Origin of the sequence: Qingrenia yutianensis (genome assembly GCF_014385105.1) — a bacterium.
Taxonomy (GTDB): Bacteria; Bacillota; Clostridia; order UMGS1810; family UMGS1810; genus Qingrenia; species Qingrenia yutianensis.
Map to the genome: position 1 here is coordinate 49,104 of NZ_JACRTE010000007.1, position 19,453 is coordinate 68,556.

The 19,453-nt window shown below is 45.8% G+C and carries 15 protein-coding genes; 6 read left to right on the forward strand and 9 right to left on the reverse strand.

Annotated elements, in window-relative coordinates; all coding sequences use genetic code 11:
- Positions 1 to 21: 21 nt before the first annotated feature.
- The 4 genes from H8706_RS07360 to H8706_RS07375 all read right to left on the reverse strand — a co-directional run bounded on the left by H8706_RS07360 (position 22) and on the right by H8706_RS07375 (position 5,241).
- Entirely contained in the window at positions 22 to 1,623 is a 1,602-nt protein-coding gene (locus tag H8706_RS07360; RefSeq protein ID WP_178348648.1) for a CTP synthase, read from the reverse strand.
- Positions 1,624 to 1,771: 148 nt separating this feature from the next.
- Entirely contained in the window at positions 1,772 to 2,902 is a 1,131-nt protein-coding gene (gene tgt / locus H8706_RS07365) for a tRNA guanosine(34) transglycosylase Tgt (protein ID WP_262432109.1), read from the reverse strand.
- Between the two features lie 29 nt (positions 2,903 to 2,931).
- Complete coding sequence (queA, locus tag H8706_RS07370) at positions 2,932 to 3,957, reverse strand: tRNA preQ1(34) S-adenosylmethionine ribosyltransferase-isomerase QueA (RefSeq protein ID WP_262432110.1); 1,026 nt, start codon at positions 3,955 to 3,957, stop codon at positions 2,932 to 2,934.
- Between the two features lie 39 nt (positions 3,958 to 3,996).
- Positions 3,997 to 5,241, reverse strand: coding sequence for a SpoIID/LytB domain-containing protein (locus tag H8706_RS07375; RefSeq protein WP_262432111.1), 1,245 nt, complete (start codon positions 5,239 to 5,241; stop codon positions 3,997 to 3,999).
- 198 nt (positions 5,242 to 5,439) lie between these two features.
- Between H8706_RS07375 and H8706_RS07380 the strand changes: the two genes are divergently transcribed.
- The 6 genes from H8706_RS07380 (at position 5,440) to H8706_RS07405 (ending at position 11,563) form a co-directional block, all read left to right on the forward strand.
- On the forward strand, positions 5,440 to 6,441 hold the full coding sequence (locus tag H8706_RS07380; RefSeq protein WP_178348652.1) for an aspartate-semialdehyde dehydrogenase: 1,002 nt from the start codon (positions 5,440 to 5,442) through the stop codon (positions 6,439 to 6,441).
- A gap of 27 nt (positions 6,442 to 6,468) precedes the next feature.
- Positions 6,469 to 7,362: a 4-hydroxy-tetrahydrodipicolinate synthase gene (gene dapA / locus H8706_RS07385; RefSeq protein ID WP_178348653.1), complete on the forward strand. Its 894-nt coding sequence runs from the start codon at positions 6,469 to 6,471 to the stop codon at positions 7,360 to 7,362.
- A gap of 15 nt (positions 7,363 to 7,377) precedes the next feature.
- Positions 7,378 to 8,133 (forward strand): 4-hydroxy-tetrahydrodipicolinate reductase, encoded by a 756-nt coding sequence (gene dapB / locus H8706_RS07390; RefSeq protein WP_262432112.1) that lies wholly within the window; start codon positions 7,378 to 7,380, stop codon positions 8,131 to 8,133.
- Positions 8,134 to 8,324: 191 nt separating this feature from the next.
- Positions 8,325 to 8,777, forward strand: a complete 453-nt coding sequence (locus tag H8706_RS07395; protein ID WP_262432113.1) for a hypothetical protein — start codon at positions 8,325 to 8,327, stop codon at positions 8,775 to 8,777.
- A 152-nt stretch (positions 8,778 to 8,929) separates the two neighbouring features.
- Positions 8,930 to 11,251: a SpoIIE family protein phosphatase gene (locus tag H8706_RS07400; protein WP_178348656.1), complete on the forward strand. Its 2,322-nt coding sequence runs from the start codon at positions 8,930 to 8,932 to the stop codon at positions 11,249 to 11,251.
- 78 nt (positions 11,252 to 11,329) lie between these two features.
- Positions 11,330 to 11,563, forward strand: coding sequence for a hypothetical protein (locus tag H8706_RS07405; protein WP_262432114.1), 234 nt, complete (start codon positions 11,330 to 11,332; stop codon positions 11,561 to 11,563).
- Between the two features lie 44 nt (positions 11,564 to 11,607).
- On the opposite strand, the gene H8706_RS07410 is transcribed toward H8706_RS07405, so the two are convergent.
- The 5 genes from H8706_RS07410 to H8706_RS07430 are packed head-to-tail and all read right to left on the reverse strand — an operon-like array spanning position 11,608 to position 19,303.
- Positions 11,608 to 14,781 carry a S8 family peptidase gene (locus H8706_RS07410; RefSeq protein ID WP_262432115.1) on the reverse strand — a complete coding sequence of 1,058 codons (3,174 nt, stop codon included), beginning with the start codon at positions 14,779 to 14,781 and terminating at the stop codon, positions 11,608 to 11,610.
- Between the two features lie 18 nt (positions 14,782 to 14,799).
- A complete protein-coding gene (locus H8706_RS07415; protein WP_262432116.1) occupies positions 14,800 to 16,107 on the reverse strand; it encodes a DUF4340 domain-containing protein in 1,308 nt (435 codons plus the stop codon).
- Positions 16,104 to 17,510 (reverse strand): GldG family protein, encoded by a 1,407-nt coding sequence (locus tag H8706_RS07420; protein WP_262432117.1) that lies wholly within the window; start codon positions 17,508 to 17,510, stop codon positions 16,104 to 16,106. The genes H8706_RS07415 and H8706_RS07420 overlap by 4 nt, the downstream gene beginning before the upstream one ends.
- Positions 17,511 to 17,526: 16 nt before the next feature.
- Positions 17,527 to 18,234, reverse strand: a complete 708-nt coding sequence (locus H8706_RS07425; protein WP_178348661.1) for an ABC transporter permease — start codon at positions 18,232 to 18,234, stop codon at positions 17,527 to 17,529.
- Positions 18,212 to 19,303 carry an ABC transporter ATP-binding protein gene (locus tag H8706_RS07430; protein ID WP_262432118.1) on the reverse strand — a complete coding sequence of 364 codons (1,092 nt, stop codon included), beginning with the start codon at positions 19,301 to 19,303 and terminating at the stop codon, positions 18,212 to 18,214. The genes H8706_RS07425 and H8706_RS07430 overlap by 23 nt, the downstream gene beginning before the upstream one ends.
- Positions 19,304 to 19,453: the final 150 nt, after the last annotated feature.

Here is a 19,453-nt window from a genome sequence, read left to right on the forward strand (position 1 = left end):
TTACGCTTTTTTAAGCTATTTTTATTTATTTTTCACTGCCGCCTCGATAAAGCTTGCAAAGAGCGGGTGAGGTTTGTTCGGTCTGGACTTAAACTCGGGGTGGAACTGCACTCCGATATGCCATTTATTCTGCGGAAGCTCAACTATTTCGACAAGTTTTTCGTCGGGCGAAAGTCCCGAAATAAGCATACCGCCGTTTTTGAAGTCCTCACGGAACGCATTGCCGAACTCATAGCGGTGGCGGTGGCGCTCGTAGATTAAATCTTCATTATATAATGCACGGCATTTTCCGTTTTCGTTAAGCTTGCAGGGATAAAGTCCCAAACGCATTGTGCCGCCCATATCCGAAATTTCTTTCTGCTCGTCCATAATGTCGATTACGGGGTGGGCTGTGTCCGGTGCAAACTCGGTTGAATGCGCGTCGGCATAGCCTAAAACGTTTCGCGCGTATTCAACAACGGCGAGCTGCATTCCGAGGCAAATGCCGAAGAACGGAACGTCATTTTTTCTTGCATATTCAATCGCCGCGATTTTGCCGTCAATTCCTCTGTCGCCGAAACCGCCCGGAACCAAAATTCCGTTTGCGTTTTTAAGCTTTTCCGCCGCGTTTTCTCGCGTTACTTCTTCGGAATCAATCCAGTCTATTTCAACATTTACGTCGTTTGCAATTCCGCCGTGTTTAAGCGACTCGGCAACGCTGATATATGCGTCGTGCAGGGCAACATATTTGCCGACAAGCGCGATGCGCACACTGCCTTTCAAATTTTTAATTTTATCGACCATTGCTTTCCATTTTGTGAGGTCGGGTTCTTTATCTGTAAGTTTTAATCTGTCGCACACAACGCGCGCAAGGCCTGCTTCTTCAAGCATAAGCGGAACTTCGTAAATTACCGATGCGTTTTTGTTTTCTATAACCGCGTCGGGGCGGATATTGCAGAAAAGGCTGATTTTGTTTTTAACCTCTTCGTCAATGCCGATTTCGGTTCTGCACACGATAATATCGGGCTGGATACCAAGGCCGAGAAGCTCTTTTACGCTGTGCTGCGTGGGTTTTGACTTCTGCTCGCCCGACTGCGAAAGGTAGGGAAGAAGCGTGAGATGAATGTAAAGACAGTTTTCTTTGCCCACTTCAACCGCAACCTGACGGATTGCCTCAAGATAAGGAAGGCTTTCGATATCGCCCACCGTTCCGCCGATTTCGGTAATTACCACGTCGACGTTTTTGTTTTTTGCAACTCTGTATACTTTTTCTTTAATTTCGTTTGTGATGTGCGGAATAACCTGCACCGTTCCGCCGAGGAAATCCCCTCTGCGCTCTTTTGTGATTACCGACCAGTAAATTTTACCCGTGGTAACGTTGCTGTCAACGCTCAAATTTTCGTTGACAAATCTCTCGTAATGACCGAGGTCAAGGTCTGTTTCGGCGCCGTCGTCGGTAACGAAAACCTCGCCGTGCTGATACGGACTCATTGTGCCGGGGTCAACATTTATATAAGGGTCGAATTTCTGAATTGTCACCTTTAACCCTCTCGATTTTAACAATCTGCCGAGCGACGCGGCGGTAATTCCTTTACCTAAACCCGATACTACTCCGCCGGTTACAAAGATATATTTAACTGCCATTTTTCCACCCCTTATTCTAATCTTTTGTCGAACATAAAACACATACCTATTTATTTTATTATTTTATCGGTCAAATGTCAAGATTATTTGCGCTTATTTTTTAAAATTTTATATTTTTATACATTTTTTATCAAAAAACTGTAAAAATTTACAATCGTTTTGAAAAATCTGCAATTTTTTCTTCTTTGAATTTTGCAAATCTGCCCTCTTCGATTGCGGTGCGGATATCCTCCATAAGATGATTGTAAAAATAGAGGTTGTGCAGTACGCAAAGGCGCATTGCAAGCATTTCTTTCGCCTTGAAAAGGTGTCTGATGTAGGCGCGCGAGTAGTTTCTGCACGCGGGACACCCGCAGTTTTCGTCAATCGGGCGCATATCGCGCTCGTATTTTGCGTTGTTGAGGTTCATATAGCCGTTATTCGTGAACAAATTTGCGTGGCGCGCGTTGCGCGACGCGATAACGCAGTCGAAAAAGTCAATTCCGCGGTCAACCGCCTCAAGAATGTTAACCGGCGTGCCGACGCCCATAAGATAGCGCGGTTTGTCCTCGGGCGCAAAGGGGAGAGTAACATCCAGAATATGATACATTTCCTCGTGCGTTTCGCCCACCGCAAGACCGCCTATCGCATAGCCGTCAAGGTCAAGCTTTGCGATTTCTTTCATATTGTTTATGCGCAGATCGTCAAACGTTGCGCCCTGGTTTATGCCGAAAAGCATTTGTTTTTTGTTGATTGTGCGCTCGGACGCGTTTAACTTTTTCATTTCGTCTTTGCACCTTACAAGCCAGCGCGCGGTACGCTCCGCCGACTGCTTTGCATAGCCGTATTCCGCAGGGAGAGCCACACATTCGTCAAATGCCATTGCGATTGTGGACGCAAGATTTGACTGAATTTGCATACTTTCCTCGGGCCCCATAAAAATTTTTCTGCCGTCTATGTGCGACGCGAAATATACGCCTTCTTCTTTGATTTTACGGAGCTGTGCGAGAGAAAACACCTGAAATCCGCCCGAGTCGGTGAGAATGGGTCTGTCCCAGTTCATAAACTTGTGAAGTCCGCCCAAATCGTGAACAACCCCGTCGCCCGGACGAAGATGCAGATGGTATGTGTTTGAAAGTTCCACCTGACAGCCGACTTCCTTTAAATCCATTGTCGAAACCGCGCCTTTTATCGCGCCGAGAGTGCCGACATTCATAAAAACGGGCGTCTGCACCGTGCCGTGAATTGTGGCAAATTCACCGCGCCTTGCCCTGTTTTCGGTTGCTTTTATTTTAAACATCAAAAAATTCCTTTCATTATAAAAGAGGTTTATTCTATAAACATTGCGTCGCCGAAACTGAAAAATCGGTATTTCATCTCCACCGCCTGTTTATATGCCCTGGCGATATTTTCCTTGCCGGCAAGCGCGCTCACAAGCATAAGGAGCGTCGATTCGGGAAGATGAAAATTCGTAATCAGCGCGTCCACGATTTTATATTTATAGGGCGGATAGATGAAAATTTTCGTTTCGCCCGATTTCGCCGTCATATGCCCGTTTTCGTCCGCGACGGTTTCAAGCACGCGCGTTGACGTTGTGCCGACCGAAATAATCCGTCCGCCGTTTTTCTTCGCATTGTTGATAATTTCGGCGTTTTCTTCGTCTATTTTGTAATACTCCGAGTGCATAACGTGCGACTCCACGTCGTCAACCTTTACGGGACGGAACGTGCCCAGTCCGACGTGCAGAGTAAGCTCTGCGATATACACACCCATTTCCTTGATTTCCGTCAAAAGTTCTTTCGTAAAATGCAGTCCGGCGGTGGGCGCGGCGGCTGAACCGTCGTTTTTCGCATACACCGTCTGATAGCGGTTTTTGTCCTTTAACGCGTGGGTGATATACGGAGGCAAGGGCATTTGACCGAGCTTGTCAAGCACATTTTCAAACACGCCGTCGTAGAAAAATTTCACAATTCTGTTGCCGTCGGGCAGAACCTCAATAACCTCGGCGGTCAAAAGTCCGCCGCCGAACGACACACGCGCACCCCCGCGCGCTTTTTTGCCCGGTTTTACGATGATTTCCCACGTGTCGAGCGAGATTTTTTTCAGCAGAAGAAATTCAACTTTTCCTCCGCTCCCCTCTTTTTCGCCGATAAGACGCGCCGGAATAACTTTTGTATTGTTAATTACAAGGCAGTCGCCCTTTTTAAGGTGATTTTTAATGTTTTTAAATATCGTATGCTCGATTTCGCCCGTTTTTTTGTTCAGCACCAAAAGGCGCGACGACGCTCTGTCCTCGAGAGGGTCCTGTGCGATAAGCTCCTCGGGCAAATCGTAGTAAAAATCGCTTGTTTTCATAAAAAAGTTCCTTTCAAATATATCGGAATACGCAGTTTATTATTCAACCACCGTACCCGTATAGTAAAAATCGAGAATTTTGTACGCGCTGAAGCCCATAAGCGCCATATCGCGCGCACCGCACTGGCTCATTCCGACCCTGTGGCCGTATCCGCGCCCGCTGAACGTAAAACTTCCTGCGGACGGCAGACCGTCGGCAAAAATGCCGAAATCGCCGTTTACATAATATTCATACGCATTTTTTCTGAACAAACTCCAGTTTTCCGCGATAGTTCCCGAATTTCCGCCCTTTGCATCTATGGTAAAATACTGGCTTTTCAATCCGAAAACGGTACGTACGCTGTCGTTTTTGACACTGTATGTTCCGTTGTCGCCGATAATTTCAACCTCGTAAACGGTGTGATTGTCCTCGCCCGTCACTCTTACGTTTTTAATTCTTCCTATATTTATGCTCCTGTCAAGCAGTTTCTGCGCAACCTCCTCCGCAGAAAGCGTCACCGTCCACGTTCCGTACGACGCGGTTGAATTGACCTCGTAGGGGTCCTCTTTCGCGGTGAGATAAGGCACACTTCCGCCCCAAACGTATTTTGCGTCCGCGGTATAACCGCCGTCCGACGCGAAGAAAAGCGCCTCGGCAACCTGACCGTTGTATTTCAAAAGCTGACCGCGCGTCTGATTTACCGCGTCTATCGTGCGCTCCGATTCGGTTGCAATTCCGCCGTAAACCTGGCTTACTGTGGTGGTGCAGAGGTTAAATCCGTAGGACGAAAACTTATTCCAGTTGCGCACCGCATATGTGCGCGCACATATTGCCTGTGCCTTGAGTGCCTCGATAGGCCAGGACGGGCTCATCTCCTTGCCGAGAACCGAATACAAATATTCCTCGGTGGGAAGTTTATTTATAACCGTCATTTTTCCGTCCTTCAAAACAAGCTGACAGTCACCGCGGTAGGCATTGCCCTCGATTTTCAAAAATCCCGCGCCCGGCTTTATTGTCATATCTCCCTCAAACGCCGAAACGCCTTCGATTTCAATTTGACCGTCGCCGTTTACAAACGCTCTCACCGACGGAAGCTCAACCGCCATTGTTTGAATAAATTCGCCGTTTTGCTCGTATCCCACAAAAAAACCGCCGTCACACGAAAGGTTGACGCTGTTTTTTGCGGTTTGTCCGAAAAACAATCCGAGTTTTATTGTGTCAAACGCGCCGTTTGACGCATAGCATATGGTAGAAAAGGATATAAAAATTATGACAAAGCATATCAAACATACGATTTTTTTCAAAACTAACACCTTCAATTTATGTAAAAATTTAATTTCCGATAATATGCAATATATATTAAGCATAAAATAATACGCAAAATAAGTCAAGCATTTTCACAAAATTTTAATATAAATGTTGACTTATCTTCTTTAAAATGGTATGATATGCTAAAGACATATAAGATTTTTTAATACAATTTCAAGAGGTGTTTAAAAATTATGAAAAAGTACAAAATCGCAGTTGTCGGCGCAACGGGTATGGTAGGCAGAACGTTCTTAAAAGTGCTTGAAGAAGTAAAGCTTCCGGCTGAAAGCTACACACTTTTCTCGTCGGCTCGCTCGGCAGGCACACATCTCACCTTTATGGGCAAAGATTACGTTGTAAAAGAGCTTACCGAAACCTCGTTTGACGAAGGCTTTGACATTGCGCTTTTCTCGGCAGGCGGTTCGACAAGCGAAAAATTTGCACCTATCGCCGCAAAAAAAGGCTGTGTTGTTATAGATAATTCCAGCGCGTGGAGAATGGACGACAATGTTCCGCTGGTTGTTCCCGAGGTTAACCCCGACGATATTAAATGGAACAAGGGCATTATCGCAAACCCCAACTGCTCCACAATTCAGGCAATGGTTGCGTTAAAACCTTTGCACGACAAATATAAAATCAAACGTGTGGTTTACTCCACATATCAGGCAGTGTCGGGCGCGGGTCTTGCCGGCTACAAAGACCTTGAAAACGGCTTAAAAGGCGAGGCTCCCAAGAAATTTCCGCATCAGATTGCCGGAAACTGTCTGCCTCATATAGACGTATTTCTTCCCAACGGTTACACCAAAGAAGAAATGAAAATGGTCAACGAAACACGCAAAATTCTCGGCGACCAAAGCATAAAAATCACCGCGACAACCGTTCGCGTGCCTGTGTTTAACAGTCACTCCGAGTCTATCAACGTTGAATTTTACAATCAGTTTGATTTGGACGATTTGCGCAAAACGCTTGAAAACGCACCCGGCGTTGTCGTTCAGGACGACGTTGAGCACGACGTTTATCCTCTCGCGCTCGACGCGGCAGGCAAAAACGAAACGTTTGTCGGCAGAATAAGACGCGACGAAAGCGTTGAGTCGGGCGTAAACCTCTGGGTTGTTGCCGACAACATAAGAAAAGGCGCGGCGACAAACGCGGTTCAGATTGCTCAAAAGCTTATCGAGCAGTGGGAAAATAAATAAATTTTAATTTTAATGGAGGGGTTTTAAGTGAAAAAACCGATTTTCACCGGCTCGGGAGTTGCCATTATAACTCCGTTTGCAAAAGACGGCTCAATAGATTTTGAAGAACTCGGAAAAATTCTGGAATTTCAGATAGAAAACGAAACCGACGCAATAATCATCTGCGGTACGACGGGCGAAAGCGCGGCAATGCCCGACAGCGAGCATTTGTCGGTTATCGACTATACGGTTAAAAAGGTTAACGGCAGAATACCCGTTATTGCAGGCACGGGAAGCAACGACACCGCGCACGGCATAAACCTTTGCAAAGCCGCGGAAAAACTCGGCGTTGACGGACTTTTGACAGTTACGCCTTACTACAACAAAACAACACAGCGCGGACTTGTAAAGCATTTTACGGCGCTTGCAAATTCCGTTAAAATTCCGCTTATTTTATACAACGTTCCGTCGAGAACAGGGCTTAACATCAAGCCCGACACGCTTTTGGAGCTGTCGAAAGTTGAAAACATCATCGGCATAAAAGAAGCGAGCGGAAACATCACACAGGTTGCGCATATGGCGGCAAAATGCCCCGATATGGTTATTTATTCGGGCAACGACGACCAGATTATCCCCATTATGTCGGTGGGCGGACTGGGCGTTATTTCGGTGCTTGCAAACATCGAGCCGAAAAAAACGCACGATATGTGCCAAAAATTCCTCGACAAAGACACCGAGGGCGCTATGAAACTTCAGCTTGAGGCAATGGAGGTTATCGACGCACTTTTCTGCGAAGTCAACCCCATTCCCGTAAAAAAAGCTATGAGCCTTATGGGCTACAATACCGACACTTTAAGACTTCCGCTTTGCGAAATCTCGCCCGAAAACGAGAAATATCTGCGTCGGGCGCTTGTAAATTACGGTATAAAATTAGTTAAATAACAGGAGTTTTTACAAATGATTAACGTTATTTTAAGCGGCTGCAACGGCAAAATGGGAAAGGTTATTTCAAACGCCGTCAAAGACGGCGGAACGGTGAAAATCGTTGCCGGATTTGACATAAACACCGAGAAAAATTTCGATTATCCCGTTTTTGACGATTTTGACAAAATAACCGTTCCGGCAAATGTTGTGATAGATTTTTCGCACCCGGCAAACCTTGAAAAAGTGCTTTGTTACTGCACGAAAAACAACGTTTCGGCGGTGATTGCCACAACAGGTTTTGACGGTGCGCAGACCGAAAAAATATTTGACGCGGCGAAAAAAATTCCCGTTTTTTACACGGCGAATATGTCGATCGGCGTAAATCTCATCACTGCGCTTGCACGTCAGGCGGCAAGAGTTTTGCAGGGCAATTTTGATATTGAAATCATCGAAAAGCACCATAATCAGAAAATCGACGCGCCCAGCGGAACGGCGCTGATGATTGCGGATGAGATTAAAAAGGAGCTTGACGAAACGCCCGAATACGTTTACGACCGTCATTCGGTGCGCAAAAAGCGTGATAAAAACGAAATCGGTTTACATTCGGTGCGCGGAGGAAATATTGTCGGCGAGCACACCGTTATTTTTGCCGGCAATGACGAGGTTGTGGAAATCACACACAAAGCTGCGAGCAAGGAGATTTTCGCGCTCGGCAGCATCAAAGCGGCAAAATTTTTGTCGGGCAAAAGCGCCGGATTATACAATATGCAAGACATTATGAATATGTAAATTTTTGAAAAATACCAATGAGAACCGCTCAAATGAGCGGTTCTTTTTTTGCGGAAAATTAGAACGGACGATTGGGCAAACAAAACGGGACGATGCGGACATCTTTCCCTACGATTTGCGAAATATTAACAAACAAAAAATGTTGTCAATCACAAATCGTCAGCAAACAAAAATCAAAACGGGAGGTTAATATGGAAACAACGGTAATAAACAAAATCACCGTCACCGACAACGTGGCGCTTGCCGCGCTTTTACCGCCTCGAAAAATGCCTCACCTTGCGTACACCGTCATAAACACGCTCGCCGAGAACAAAATCCGCCTGCTTATGATGGGCGCGACGCACTCTGACGGCGGTATTATGCTTGCGGTGAGCGAAGATGCAATTCCCAAAATTCTAAAAATCACGGGCGCGGAAAAGGGCATTTTAACCGCCGTATACGGCGAAAATTCAAAAATTTCACTTCTCGGCGCAAACCTCGACAACACAGAGTTTATCATTAAAAACATTCTCGACCCGCTGTCGGAATACAACGCGGACGTGCGCCTTATCACCGCGTCGCTGTACGAAATTTCGCTTGTTATGCCGTCGTGCAAAACCGCGCCGTTTCTTTTTGAAATTACAAAATTTGCGCACGGCATTTGAATTTTTTTGAATTTTATCATTGTTTTTTGCGTTTTCTCCTTGTTTTATGCCAAAAAAGGGCGAAAGATTATATCGTTTTGCGCCCTTTTTTTGACATATTTTTTTGCAATTTTTCCATTATAATAAAGCAAGGCTACCAAGGAGGAATAAATATGCAAAAACTAAATTTTTTAACGTCCGCAAAAGCACTGCGGTTAAATTTCCCGTCGGCAAAGGAATTTTCACCGCACAGGGACGAAATTTTAACCGTAATTTTCGGCGCGCTCTGCTCGTTTTCAACAGTTTTCGGCAGTTGTATACCGTTTTGCGCGTCATTTTATGCAAGCGGAGAATTTTCGCAAAACACCGTTTTGAAATTTTTGACCCTTGCCGTGTCCGCGGTAATGTCGCTCGGATTTAAACAGGGCATAAAATACATAGCGCCGATGCTGATTTTTACCGCGGTAAACCTCACGTTTCCGCTGAAACGGACAAGCGCAAAGGCAGGAGTGATGAGCTCGCTTTTGCTTTTGTCGGGCGTCGCCGCGGCGTATTTCGACTCGTTTCTTTTGTACGATTTGGTGCTGTGCGTAACCGAAGCGTTCGTCGCATTTGTGGGCGTTTTCGTGCTGGACAAGGCGCTTCCGCTGATTAAAGAATACAAAAAACGCACCGCCGTGTCGCAGGACGAATTTGTGTGCATAACCGCATTTTTCGCCGTTTGCGTGTTTGCATTTTCGCGTATTCCGCCTGTTTTCGGCATAAGATTGAGCAACATTTTGTGCATACTTTTAATTCTCGTCACCGACAAAAGCGGTGAAATGGGAATAGGCGCGGCAATCGGCGTAATTTGCGGAGTTGCCGGCGGTATGAACAATTTCAATTTGAGCGCGACGGTGGGCGCGTTTGCGTTTTCGTCTATGGTTGCCGGATTTTTCAAAAATTACGGCAAAATCGGCGTGAGCCTCGGGTTTATCCTCGCAAACACCGTGATAACAATATTTCTAAACTCGTCGGGCGAGGTGCTTATAAGCATTTACGAAATTTTAGCCGCTGTACTTCTTCTTTTTGCTCTGCCGAACAAGGTTTTTGACGCTGCATATGCGTTTTCGGGCAAAATTTCGGCGGCGGACGTAAACGAAAAAGCGCGCGCAGCGCAGTTTAAAACGGTGGTGAAATCCAAAATTTACGCAATGGCAATGTCGCTCGAGCATCTTGCGAATATGTATTTTACGTCGGAAAAGGTGAGCGCCGACCTGGAGAAAAAAGACCTTATCGCGTTTTTTGACACCGCGTCGAAAAAGGTGTGCGCCGACTGCTCGATGCGTTTCAACTGCTGGCAGCACAACTATCAGACCACCTATCAGCATATGCTGAAAATGTTTTCAATCGCCAAACTGAACGGAAAAATTCTTGAAAAACAGCTTCCCGACGGTTTCAAAGAAACGTGCGTCCGTCAGGAGGAATTTTGCACTGCATTCAACAATATGTACGAGCTTTTTTCGATGTCAAAATTCTGGAAGGGCAAAATTGTTGAGAGCAAAAACGCCGCGGCAATGCAGCTTAAAGACTTGTCAAAAATAATCAAAAGCACGCTCGACACCACGGACATTGCCATAGACCCGTCCACGCAGAGCGAAATTAAAGTTGCGCTTGACAAGCGCGGTATCAGCTCAAAATACGTGTGGGCGGTGACGGGAATGAAGAATGACAATTTTGAAATTACCGTCTGCCTTAAAGGAAATGCCGAGATTTCGGCAGTGAAAGAGAGCGTGGAGGAGGTTTTGTGCAAAAAGGTGCGCCTCGGCAGAATTTTGAGCGACAACGGCGATATGATGATTAAATTCTATCCGTCAATGAAATATTCGGTCACGTCGGCGTCGGCGTCAATACCCAAAGACGGCGAGGAAATCTGCGGTGACGCGTGCGTGTCGGTACCGCTTTGCGGAGGGCATATGCTCGCAGTGAGCGACGGAATGGGCTCGGGCGAGAATGCATCAAATATGAGCACAAGCGCTGTCAGCCTGTTAAAGCGGTTTTTCGAGGCGGGCTTTGACGCAGGGGCGGCGCTCAACATCATAAACTCGGCGCTTATGCTCAAAAGCAACTCCGAAATTTTTGCTACGCTCGACCTTTGCGCCGTTGATATGGAACGCGGAATTGCGCATTTTATAAAAGTCGGCGGTTCGGCAAGCTACATTAAAAACGGCAAAAATGTGGAAAAAGTGGAATTTTCGTCACTGCCCGTCGGCATTCTGATGAACGTTGAAAAGAAAGCGTGCGTGAAAAATCTTAACCGTCAAAGCGCTGTGATTATGCTTACCGACGGGGTTTCCGACGCGTTTGAAAGCGAGGAAAAACTCATCTCGGCGATAAAAGATGCGGACGGCTCCGACGCAAAAGAGCTTGCGCAGACGATTTTAAAATCGGCGCTTAATAAACAAAACGGCGCACCAAAAGACGATATGACGGTTTTGTGCGCGCTGGTTAGCTGAAAAAGTATAAATAGTAAAAATTTGGTTATTATAATTATATAGAAAATTATGTAATTATATGTTACGGGAGGATAAAATATGCCGTTTAACAATCAAGCGGATTTCGGGAAATTTAATGTACCGAAAAGCAAAAAGAACAGCGCAAAACAGCGCAAAACCGCCGATATAATTTCGCAGGCGGAGGAAATTGTAAACGCGTTTGCGTTAAAAAGTGAAAATTTATATAAAAAAGACAAACGGCGGATTTTCCCGTTTGCCGTCGGCGCGCTTGTTATTTTCGGCATAACGGCGCTGATTATGAAGTTTTTGTAAATTTAAAAGGCACTTGCTTTTGCAAGTGCCTTTTGTGCTATTCTCTATTGTTTCAGTGCTTCCGCGAACACGCCGAGAGTTGTGGCGGGATTGTTTTTTTCGGGCCAATAGAAATTATTGCCCATAAATGTCATAACCTTCACGCTGTAATCGCCCGAACCGAGGTTAAATTCCTCCTCGCACCGCAAATTCGCGCCTGCATTAAATGCCGAATTAACATAGAAATAATCAAGCATAAAGTTATTTACGCGGACATCTTTAAGCTCGCCGTTATCCTTATCGTAAACCGAGAAAACAACCGAAACGGGGAGTTTATTCTGCGCGTTGTCATTGGTATTAACGCCGTTTTCAAATATTATTCTGTCAATGCTCTCGATATAATATTCAACCGTGAATTTTCCGTCAACGGGAGGCTCGGAAACAAGTTTTTTGTTTTTGTCGAGCACATTCACGCCGTACGTGCAAAGGCGTGCGTCGTAGCTTTTGTTCTGCGCCGCGTTGACGTTTATGTTTTCACTGCGCAAAATTCCGCCGGCAACCGTGAGCAGACCGCCGTTAAATTCCATAACGTGCGAAAGGGGCGCGTCATAGGTTTTGACGGGCGAATACGTTCCGCCCTCCGCTATGAGATAAAGCGTGTTTCCGCCTCCGAAGCCGACAAGACACCTTTCACTGCCGATTGTGATAACGCTGATATTTTTAATAAATCTTCCGTCTATATCGGCATATTTTACATATGTTCCGCTTGCCGGTTCGTCCGACCGTCTGCCTGTTTTAACGCGGTAAACCGCCTTGTTTGTGAGAAGATACACATACTGTCCCTCGGCAAAAAGCTTTACATATTCCTCACCGCTTGCAAGCGCGGGCGGAGCAGGTTCCTGCAAAAACTTAAAACTGCCGTCGGACTCCTTTTTCATCTCCGAAAAATAAATATACTGCGCGCCCTGCGTGTCACGTCCGACAAAAGCGTAATATTTACACTTTTCGTGCGGAATGTAAACCGCGTCGGTGACAAAAACGGTTTTTTTGTCTGCGTTTATAATTTTTGTATTCTCAAAACCGGCGTGCGCCTGTGCACTTGCCGGCGGAGTAATATATGTAATATTTCCGGTGGACGAACATATTACGGCATTTTTTCCGTCAACCGCAGCCGCGGTATACGTCGGATTGTACTCGTCGGTGTCCGGATTGTAATAAGCATTTTTCATCTCGGGACCGTCTGTATAATAAAATTTATGGTCAAATTTTCTCGCAAGAACATACGTACAACCGCCGGCATTTGCACTGCTTGCGTTCTGCCAAAGATACTCGCAAAACTCGTAAGGCAGACCCACACTCCGCGCCGCACTTACAACCGTTTCGCCCGACGTATTCTTTTTGACGCTCCAGATTTTGCCGTCCGCATACATTGCAAACTCGCCGTTTGAAGTATTGCGCGGAAACGTTGCACTGCCGATATTTTCTTCAATTTTACCGTCCGGCTCAATTCCCGGCGCAACAACCACACTGCAATAAAACGGATTTCCGTCCGCGTCGGTTGTAAACGACGGGTCAAAATCGGCTGTGATTAAAATTTTAACCGTGCCGGGCGACACGCCGAACACAACGCCGTTGTTTGACACAGTTGCAACGCTCTCGTCGGCAGACTCGAATTTCAAAATTTTATTATTCGTGTTCTTCGGCAGAATTACCGTTTGAATTTGCGTATATTCGCCTACGTTTAAATTAAGATTTTTGCTGTATTCAAGGCTTGTCATTTCAATATACGCATCCTCGGCGCTTTTTACCGCCGCCGCAAGGTCGAGCGCACCGAAGCCGTAAAACAAATCGTATCCGCTCTTGCCCAAATCGCTTGCCGTGTTTTTGATGACGTTTGATGCCTGAACCGCGCTGATTTTGGGATTTGCAATTCTCAAAAGCGCCGCCGCGGCAGACACTATCGGCGCGGAAAACGACGTTCCGCTTGACGAAACGCAGTTGAAACTTCCGTTTGTATAATGAGTCGGGAGCACTATGCTCTGACCGGGCGCGGTGACGTCAACATAGTCGTTATACTGCGAAAAACCCGCCCTCTCGCGCGGCGTATTGTATGCCCCCACCGAAATTACGTTGTCGTAGCTTGCCGGATAAAGCGGAAAGTTTGAATAATAGTTTCCTGCCGACGCAACCACAATGCACCCTGCCTTGGTTGCCTTGTTGATTGCCTCCTGCATAGTTTCGATTTTCCCGTCCGTACCCGACGCGTTCTGCTCGGCATAGCTTGTGAGCGACATATTTATAACGTCGGCTTTATGCTCAACCGCCTTGTTTATCGCGCTTATCAGAACAGATGCCGACGGGTTATTATTTGAAAACACCTTTAAGGGCAGAATTTTAACGTCAAACCCGCCCGAAACACCGCATATTCCGACACCGTTGTCCGCCTGTGCCGAAATAACCGACGCAACACGCGTGCCGTGGTATGAGTTGTGTGAATCGTCCTCAAAGCTTGACGGCGACTTATCTATAAGATTGTAACCTACCATCTCGCCGGCGGAATTTTTGTAAATTCTGTCTGCAAGGTCGGGATTTTTCGTGTCAATTCCGCTGTCGATAACCGCGACGAGCGCACTGTTTTTGTCCGCGCCGTCGTATTCTTTCAGCGCGTCCCAGGCGTCTGGCGCGTTTATATCGTCAAGATACCAGCTGTTTTTATAAAGATTATAATCGTTGTAATAATCAGCCGTTTCGGCGTCGGCAGGCGATATTCCGCCTTCGTCCGCCTCGGTGACAACCTCCTCATTTTCGGGTATGCCGAGGTCAAATTCCTGAACGGTGTCATAATCAGCCGTGCGCGCGTTTTCGTCTTTTTTAAGCTTTATAAAAGCATTTTCCGCACTTTGCGCGTCGGTGAAATCAATTCTCCAAATTCCCTCCATAAGCATTTCTTTTCCGCTTACGTTTGCAAGGGTTGCAATGGTTTTTTCCGCATTGTTTCCGAAACTTGCAACGAGTGACTTAACTCCGCTTTTGTTTCTGTAACTGTCCGGCACCGTTTCCTCCGCCGCGGTAGTTATTTTCGGAATATCGTCCTCCAGGGTCTTTGCAAATTCGGTTTTTGAGGGGATTGTTTTTATTGTCCCCGTAATTTCGTGTGCGTCAGCGCCGCCGAGGCTTTCTGCAAACGCAAAATTCGGCAAAAGAGAAAATATCAGAAGCACACAAAGAAGTTTTTTCATAATTCTATCAACTCCGTTTTACTGTTTTACCGCCGCAAGCGCCGAGTCAACGTCGTCGGAAACCGCGATATATTCGCCTTTTCCGCTCACTCTTGCAAGCAGTCTGCGCGGCTCCAGCGTGAAAAATTCAACGCGCAAATCCGAGCCGCCGTTCATATGGTAAACAATTTCGCATATTTTTTCGTTTCCGTTTCTGCCGAACGCGAAATCGTCCGATTTTACCGCGATAATTTTTTGGTACATATCCTTAAATTTCTCGCTTGTAACCTCAACGCCGTCTTTTTTATACGTTTCGTTATCGCCGTTACGCTCAATCGTGAGTTTATACGTTTTGCCGTTTTTAACGTCGGTAATGTCAAGTCCCGTGATGTCTTTTATGTTTGTAAGGCACACAAAACCGTCGGTGAAATTCACCGCCTTAAGATTTATATACGAAAGCGAATCGTAGGGCGCGGTGTAAACATTTTTACTGTTTTCCGTCATAATGTAGTAATTTTCGCCGTTTTTCGCACCCACGAAAATCTTTTGTTTTTTGCCGTCCGAGTCCTCAAAATAAACGTATTTTCCGCTTGAAAATCCGTATTTTGCGGTATCCTCCGCATTGTCCTCAACAAAATCGGCAATGCTGATGTTGCCTGCTTTTGCAAGAATATTTTCGCTCACCGAGCCGAGATAAGCGTCGGCATTGACGGGGGAGGTGATTTTCCATTCCTCGCCGTTTTTAACAAGAGTAACCGTGTCGTTGTCGCCCGAAAATGCGATATGCGTAAGTTTTTCAGTGTCAACGTTCAAAATTTTTGTATTTCTGTAATACGAAAGCGGATTTGCAAACAGTTCGCCCTTTGACGTGCTGACGATATAAACGTCGCTGTCAACCGAGAAAAAGTACGAACCCGCGGACGTTTGACCGCCCGTTTTAAAGGTGACGTCGCCGTCCGAAAAATGCGCAACCGCGGTGCATTTCGGGGTGTTTAAACTGTATTTCGACAAATCCTCCGCATTTTTTTCGACCTCTTTTTCGGCAGTCACCGAGCAGATTTCGTCAAACAAAAAGCTTACGCGCGTTTTGCTGATTTCAATGCCTTTATCGCCGTTTGCGATGTATTCGTCGCCTGATTTTTCCAGCGTAAACGTGCCGTTTTCGTTGGTGATTTCCACGCTCTCAAGAAGCGAAACGTCTTTTTCAAACGCGGTGACGATATTGCTTTCGCCCGTATTTTCGGTTTCGTCGTCCGTTTTGTTAAACGTGAGCGCAAAATATATGCCTGCGCAAAGCACCAAAACAACGGCGACAAGCGCGATAATCGTCTTTTTTCCGGTTATCATAAGCTCCTCCTTTTGCGCCATACGAAAAATCCTGCCGCAAGAATGATGAGCGGAAGAACAACCACCGTAAGCGCAATTACAATTCTCACCTGCGACGCGGGAATGTCAAGATACGTCGGCGACAAATCTTTCGGGCCGATTGAAATTACACCGCCGTTCTGCGCGAGATATTTTATTGAATTTTTGGTAAAATCTTTGTTGCCGAAGCCCGAACCGTCCATATAATAAGCCGAGAAAATATCCTTTGTGCCAAAAAACATTACCTTGCCTTTTTCGCCTATTTCGCTGATAACGGCAACGTTCTGCGTGCCGTTTTCAATAGTCTGACCGCTCGGCGCGTCCATAAGAAAGCCTTTGTCCGACGTGGTGAGCACGGGTTTTGCATAGTTTTCGTTTGTGATTTCTATTGCAAGCGACAAAGGCGACGCTACGCGCGCACCGCCCGACACAAGCTTTGCGTCGTCGGCAAACTGCGCCGTTTTTGCAATGAGATAAAACGGGTTCTGGCTGAAATAGTTGTCGGAATTTGAGTCCGCCGCAATGCCGTTTTTATAGGCAACTCCGCGCTCGGCAAAATATGCGTTGAGCTTTTCAAACGACGCAATGCCGTTTTGCGCGTCGGGCAAAAACATCACACTTCCGCCTTTTAAAAGATACGCGTTAAGGTTTGCGATTTCCTCGTCGGTGAAATCGGTCTGCGGTGCGAAAATCATAAGCGCCGACGCGTCGTCGGGAACGGCGGAATTCATAAGGTTTACGCCCTCATACGAAAAATATTCGCCGGGGAAAATTTTAGGCATATAGTCGCCGAGCGCAAACTCGCCGCTGCCGTAGATATACATTTTTTCGCCGTGATTTTCGGTGTAATAAATTTTTGTGGTTTTTCCGCTTGTCAGGTTTTCAAGCGCCGCGGTAATTTTCTGCTCCGCGGAAAGGAAAGTGTATTTGTCGCTCATCGACACCATATCGTTTAAATCAACAACGCGGTAGTCGTTTGCGTTTTCAACAAAAACATAGTAATCGGACGTTATCGCCGAGCCGTCGGAAAGCTTGTACTTCTGCGTGAAAGCAGGGTTTTTCGCCGTGTCAACAACGGTGTATTTGATTTTGTCCGACTCGGTATCGTATTTTTTTAGTATCATACGAAGCGACGACATAACGCCGTAAGAATCGTTAACGCTTTCGGGGACGATTGAAATTATGTTTACGTCCTCTTTAAGATTTTTTATAACCTCCTCGGTGAGCGGAGAAAACTGCAAAACCTTATCCTGCGTTAAATCTATGGTAAAATCGGTTTTGGACGCGATAATTCCCGAAAGAACGTTTACCGCGATTATCGCGATTATAACAAGCACCGCCGACGCGGACGCGGTGATTTTTTGAGTTGTTCGTATGTTTTTCATAAAATTTCCTTCCCTCCTACTTTTTAAATCTGCGTTTTTCAAGCTGATTGCAGGTTAAAAATACAAACAGCGCCGAAACGCTCAAATAATAGATTACCGAATCAATCCGCACAATACCGTCGGTGAAATCCGCATAACGGTTTGTGATGGAGAGGTAGGATATAATTTTTGTGATTATCGGGTTTGTGATAACGGCAGAAAGCATATCAATAAGATTGAGCACAAAGAGAATTGCAAAGGTTGCAACCGCCGAAATAATTTGATTTTCGGTGAGCGACGATATGAAAACGCCGATTGAGATATAGGAAATTCCCATAAGGAAAAAGCCGATATAAACCGCAAAAAGCTCGCTTACGGGCGGTTTTGAGTAAATCGAAACGATTATCGGATAAACCAGCGACAGAACAAGCGTAATCAAAAACACGCAGAACGCGGAAAAAACTTTTCCGAGCACGATTTTCGATATGCCTATCGGCGCGGTGAGCAAAAGCTGGTCGGTTTTTGTATTTTTTTCCTCCGAAATGAGCCTCATTGTGAGAACGGGCACCAAAAACATAAACACTATGGTTAAATTTCCGAAAAGCGACGACAAATCTCCGCTTGCCGAAAATATGTTTGTATAGGAAAAAATCCACGACGTGAGGAACATAAAAAATCCCACAAAAACGTAGCCTATCGGTGTGTAGAAATATTCTTTAAGTTCACGCTTTAATATTGCGGTCATCGTCATTTTCCCCCTTTTCTTCGGTTTCGTCCGTTTCGGACGGCTCTGCCGTTACGTCGGTTTCCGGCTTAGCCGCGTCCATTGCTTTTATAGCGTTTTCGCGTTTTTTCTCCTGCTTTTTCTGCATTGCCAAAAACGCCTCTTCGCTTGTGAGTTTTAAGAAAATCTGTTCAAGCGTAAGCTTGTTTGATTTTAATTCCAAAATCGGCATACCTGCCTCGGACAATGCGAAAAACATATCTTTTCTGACGTCAATGCCGTCGTCAAACGTAACCTTGAAATCGTACGCGCCGTTTTCGGTGCTCGACACCGCCTCCGCGCTTGTTATACCGTCGATTTTCATAAGTTCTTCTTTTATTTCGGGCAGGCTTCCCATAATGCGCACCGAAAGCGTATTCGCCGCCGAAAGCTTTTCGGAAAGCTCCTCTTTCGTGCCCTGCGCCATAAGTTTGCCTCGGTTTATGATGATAACTTTTTTGCAGATTGCCTCGATTTCGGCGAGAATGTGCGAGCTTACGATAACCGTTCTGTCTTTGCCGAGTTTTGCTATAACACTGCGGATTTCTTTAATCTGTTTCGGGTCGAGTCCTACCGTCGGCTCGTCCAGGATGAGAATTTCGGGGTCGCCGACAAGCGCCTGCGCAATGCCGACTCTCTGCCTGTATCCTTTGGAAAGGTTTTTTATAAGTCTGTCTTTCACGTCGTCGATTTTGACAAGTTCCATAATTTCTGCCAAATGCTCTTTTTTGGGCAGTTTAACACTCTTGATTTCATACACGAAATCAAGGTATTCTTCAACCGTCATATCAAGATAAAGAGGCGGTTTTTCGGGAAGATAGCCGATTTTTTTCTTCACCTTGTCCGGCTCTTTTGAAATGTCAATTCCATCCACAGTAACCGTTCCGAGCGTTGACGATATGTATCCCGTTATGATGTTCATAGTTGTGGTTTTTCCTGCGCCGTTGGGTCCCAAAAAGCCTACAACGTCGCCTTTTTCTATGGTCAGCGAAATATTATCGACCGCTCTTTTTGTGCCGTAAAGCTTAAAAAGATTTTTTATTTCTATCATTTTTAAAGTTCCTTTCAAAACTTTTCACATATTTTTATGCGTATTTTAATGACATTTTATCATATATTTATAAATAATGTGTTAATAATTTGTGAATTTAAATAGGCGCGGAAAAACGACCGCGCCTTTTCGGCATCGGGTGTTATCTCC